5 protein-coding genes are annotated in these 3241 nt (G+C 63.1%); 3 read left to right on the top strand and 2 right to left on the bottom strand.

From position 1 onward, the window contains the following. Positions 1–450: LysR family transcriptional regulator (locus tag EN884_RS30685; protein WP_164895256.1), on the bottom strand; the 450-nt coding region annotated here is incomplete at its 3' end. Positions 451–600: 150 nt separating this feature from the next. On the opposite strand from EN884_RS30685, the gene EN884_RS30680 reads away from it, so the two are divergent. Further along, positions 601–996: a cupin domain-containing protein gene (locus EN884_RS30680; RefSeq protein WP_027160872.1), complete on the top strand. Its 396-nt coding sequence runs from the start codon at positions 601–603 to the stop codon at positions 994–996. Positions 997–1387: 391 nt separating this feature from the next. On the opposite strand, the gene EN884_RS30670 is transcribed toward EN884_RS30680, so the two are convergent. Next, the gene (locus tag EN884_RS30670) at positions 1388–1978 is read right to left on the bottom strand and encodes a cation diffusion facilitator family transporter (RefSeq protein WP_063168662.1); all 591 of its coding nucleotides are present in this window, start codon (positions 1976–1978) and stop codon (positions 1388–1390) included. A 318-nt stretch (positions 1979–2296) separates the two neighbouring features. Here EN884_RS30670 and EN884_RS30665 point away from each other — a divergent pair, with 318 nt between their 5' ends. Next, positions 2297–2776 (top strand): GNAT family N-acetyltransferase, encoded by a 480-nt coding sequence (locus tag EN884_RS30665; RefSeq protein WP_024501788.1) that lies wholly within the window; start codon positions 2297–2299, stop codon positions 2774–2776. A 15-nt stretch (positions 2777–2791) separates the two neighbouring features. After that, the gene (locus EN884_RS30660) at positions 2792–3175 is read left to right on the top strand and encodes an ACT domain-containing protein (protein ID WP_063168661.1); all 384 of its coding nucleotides are present in this window, start codon (positions 2792–2794) and stop codon (positions 3173–3175) included. The last annotated feature ends 66 nt before the right edge of the window (positions 3176–3241 follow it).

The following is a 3241-nucleotide window of genomic DNA, read 5'->3' as shown; positions in this document are numbered from 1 at the left end:
CTGTTCGCCCAGCCGCACGCCGGCGTCGAAGCGCGCGGCGACGATGTCGGTCAGTCCATAGTCGACGATGATCTCGACCTTGATGTCGGGATAGTCGGGCAGCAGCGGGGCGATCGCCGGCCACAGGACCGCATCGGCGGCGTGCTCACCGGCGGTGATGCGGATGGCGCCGGCGGGTTTTTCCCGCAATGCGCTCAAGGCAATGAGCTCGGTCTCGATCTCGTCCAGCCGCGGCCCGACGGTGCGAAGCAGCCGCTCCCCGGCTTCGGTGGGCGACACGCTGCGCGTGGTGCGGGTCAGGAGCCGTACACCCAGCCGCTCCTCCAGCGCCCGCACCGTGTGGCTGAGCGCCGATTGGGAAACCCCGAGCTTGGCCGCCGCCCTGGTGAAGCTTTCCTCGCGCGCCACAGCGAGGAAGGCGGTTAGCTCGTTCAGGTTGTCACGTGGCATTCATGAGCCCCCTTCATAAGATCATGCTGGATATAGCACCTAATCGGCACCAATCGCAGACCCTAGATAGGCGTTATCACACCGGGCACCTCCGGCCGTCTCTAAAGCCGGGCGGTCGTGTCATGGCTGTTGCCAGGAAGGGACAAAACCATGGACATCACGCGAAACGGCTCTCAGGCCTCGGCCAAGGGATCGGCCGACTATTTCACCGGTGCGGTGCGCATCGACGCGCCGTTCAAGGGCAGCGAGCCCGCCCGGGTCGGCGGCGCCACCGTGACTTTCGAGCCCGGCGCGCGCACCGCCTGGCACACGCATCCGCTCGGCCAGACGCTGATCGTCCTCTCGGGCGCCGGCCTGGCGCAGCGCGAGGGCGGCCCGATCGAATCGATCCAGCCCGGCGACATCGTCTGGTTCGCGCCCGGAGAGAAGCATTGGCATGGCGCCGCGCCGACCACGGCGATGAGCCACATCGCTATCGCCGAAGCGCTCGACGGCAAGGTCGTCGACTGGTTGGAGCATGTCAGCGACGAACAATACGGGATTTGACCAGGTATCGGCGCGTGGCGCCGAGTTCAACGCCCGAACTCTACGAAGGAGACCAACATGACCGATGTTCCAAGGCTGAAAAGCCCATTCTCCGATATCGCTCCCGCGCTTGGCAGATACAGCCCTGGATCGTTCCGATCCCCGGCACCACCAAGCTCAATCGCCTCGAAGAGAACATCGGATCGGTCACTGTCGCGCTGACGGCGAACTGCCGACATCGAGAACGCGGTCTCGGCGATCGCCGTACAGGGAGCGCGCTATTCTCCGCAACAGGAAGCAAGGATCGATCGCTAGAGCCAGGCGCAGGCTGAGGGCACTCGACGACCGGGTAGCCATTCCGGCCGACGGCGCAGGAGTTGAGGGGATCGTGCGCGGATCGGGTGGCAGCGTTTCAGTTTGAAATTTGGCCTTCTGCGAACTCGCGTCTTGCGGCCGTGAAAACCTCGCGGGCAGCATCCGCATTCATGACGGCGATTGCCAGCCCAATGACGATATCGGGCCAGGCCGAATTCCACACGAATGCGGTGACCAGGGCAGCGGCAATGATTGCCACATTGGCCAGGACGTCGTTGCGCGCCGACAGGAAGGCGGCGCGGGTGAGGCTGCCGCTGTGATGGCGATAGCGAGCGAGCATGAGCGCGCACGACAGGTTGACGAGCATCGCGCCAGCCGCCGTGAGCGTTAGCGGAACGAGAGCTGGCGGAATTGGAATGTTGAATTTCTCCCAGGCTGTCCAAAGGGTCGCCAATGCGGGGATCAGAAGTATCCCGGCCAGCGCCATTCCGAGCCGCGCTCGATTGCGGACGGTCCAGCCCAACGCGACCATGATCAGGAGATTGACGGATGCGTCCTCCAGAAAATCGATGCTGTCCGCGAACAGCGATACCGATCCGATCCAAACGGCTACGGCAAATTCGATCCCGAAATAGGCCAGGTTCAGGATGGCCACCATCCGCACCGCTTTGTTCAGCGTCCCGGTCATAGTTTGCCCATCGATTAGCTGCCGTTGGCACAAAGCATATAGCGATTCTATGCCCTGCGGGCGCGAGGACCAGAACCTTGTCGCCGATGCGAGACACTGTCGATCGAGCGGTCGCCTTGACATCGCCGCGCTTCCTGTTCCAACTTGGCGCCATGTTCGTTTTCGCGCCCGCCAACACCAAGCGACGTCGCCCCTGCACAGTGCGGAGCGGCAAGCTGATTGCGCGACGACAAAGACCGGCAGGATAGACCCGGTTCTTTCGTTTCCAGCCCCGCCCGCGAAACCGCCGGCGGGATTTTTCATGTCTGGAGCAGTTTGATGACCAACAATTCTTCCATCCGGCTTCGGCCGGCCGCGCCCGCTGACGCCGCCGCGATCCGGGATATCGTGCGCGCCGCCTATGCCAAATGGGTAGCGGTGATCGGCCGCGAGCCTCTGCCGATGCGCGCCGACTACGAGAAGGCTGTTGCCGAGCATCCGTTCGATCTCGCCGTCGAGGATGATCGGATCGTGGGAATGATTGAAACCATGCTGGCCGAGGATCATCTGTGGATCGAGAATGTCTGTGTCGCACCGGATGCGCAGGGCAGGGGGATTGGCCGGCTGTTGCTGGAGTGGGCCGAGCGCAAGGCGATCGAGTCGGGCCGCGACGAGCTTCGCCTGCTGACCAATGGCGCGTTCGAGGCGAACGTATCGCTCTACAAGAGGCAGGGCTACATAGTGGATCGGGACGAGCCGTTCATGGGCGGCATGACGGTCTATATGAGCAAGAGGCTAGCGGGATCACCGGCGATCTGAGGAAGGATTTCGATAATGGCTGCCAAGGTCAAGCTTAAGCAACTCCCGGGGTCTTACGCGGTTTCCCGGCTGGCGGCGGGCGAAACCATTCCCGGTTGGGCGGACGGACCAGGCTTCGTCAGCATCACAAGGACCGACGACGAGCTTTCGATCGTTTGCCTGCAGGACCGCGTGCCGCATGCCGTCAAGCAGGATATCGACTGGGTGGCCTTCAAGCTCCTGGGCCCGTTCGCCTTCGACGAAACCGGTATCGTGCTGTCGGTCATCAGGCCGTTGTCGGAAAACGGGTTGGGCATCTTCGTGGTGTCCACTTTCGATGGCGACCATCTCCTGGTGAAAGCCACGGATCAGGCCGCGGCGAGGCGGTTTCTGGTCGAGGCCGGGCATACCTTGCTGTAGTCCATCCTCACCAAGCCGGTTGCTGCCCAACCGCTCTGGCTCAATCACTGCCGCACTGGCTCAACC

This window comes from Mesorhizobium sp. M7A.F.Ca.AU.001.01.1.1, assembly GCF_004022735.1.
Classification (GTDB): Bacteria; Pseudomonadota; Alphaproteobacteria; order Rhizobiales; family Rhizobiaceae; genus Mesorhizobium; species Mesorhizobium ciceri.
This window is presented reverse-complemented; position numbering and strand designations above follow the sequence as displayed.

Coding starts and splice junctions, on each gene's coding strand:
- EN884_RS30680 (WP_027160872.1), top strand. CDS start 601: ATGGACATCACGCGAAACGGCTCTCAGGCCTCGGCCAAGGGATCGGCC.
- EN884_RS30670 (WP_063168662.1), bottom strand. CDS start 1,978: ATGACCGGGACGCTGAACAAAGCGGTGCGGATGGTGGCCATCCTGAAC.
- EN884_RS30665 (WP_024501788.1), top strand. CDS start 2,297: ATGACCAACAATTCTTCCATCCGGCTTCGGCCGGCCGCGCCCGCTGAC.
- EN884_RS30660 (WP_063168661.1), top strand. CDS start 2,792: ATGGCTGCCAAGGTCAAGCTTAAGCAACTCCCGGGGTCTTACGCGGTT.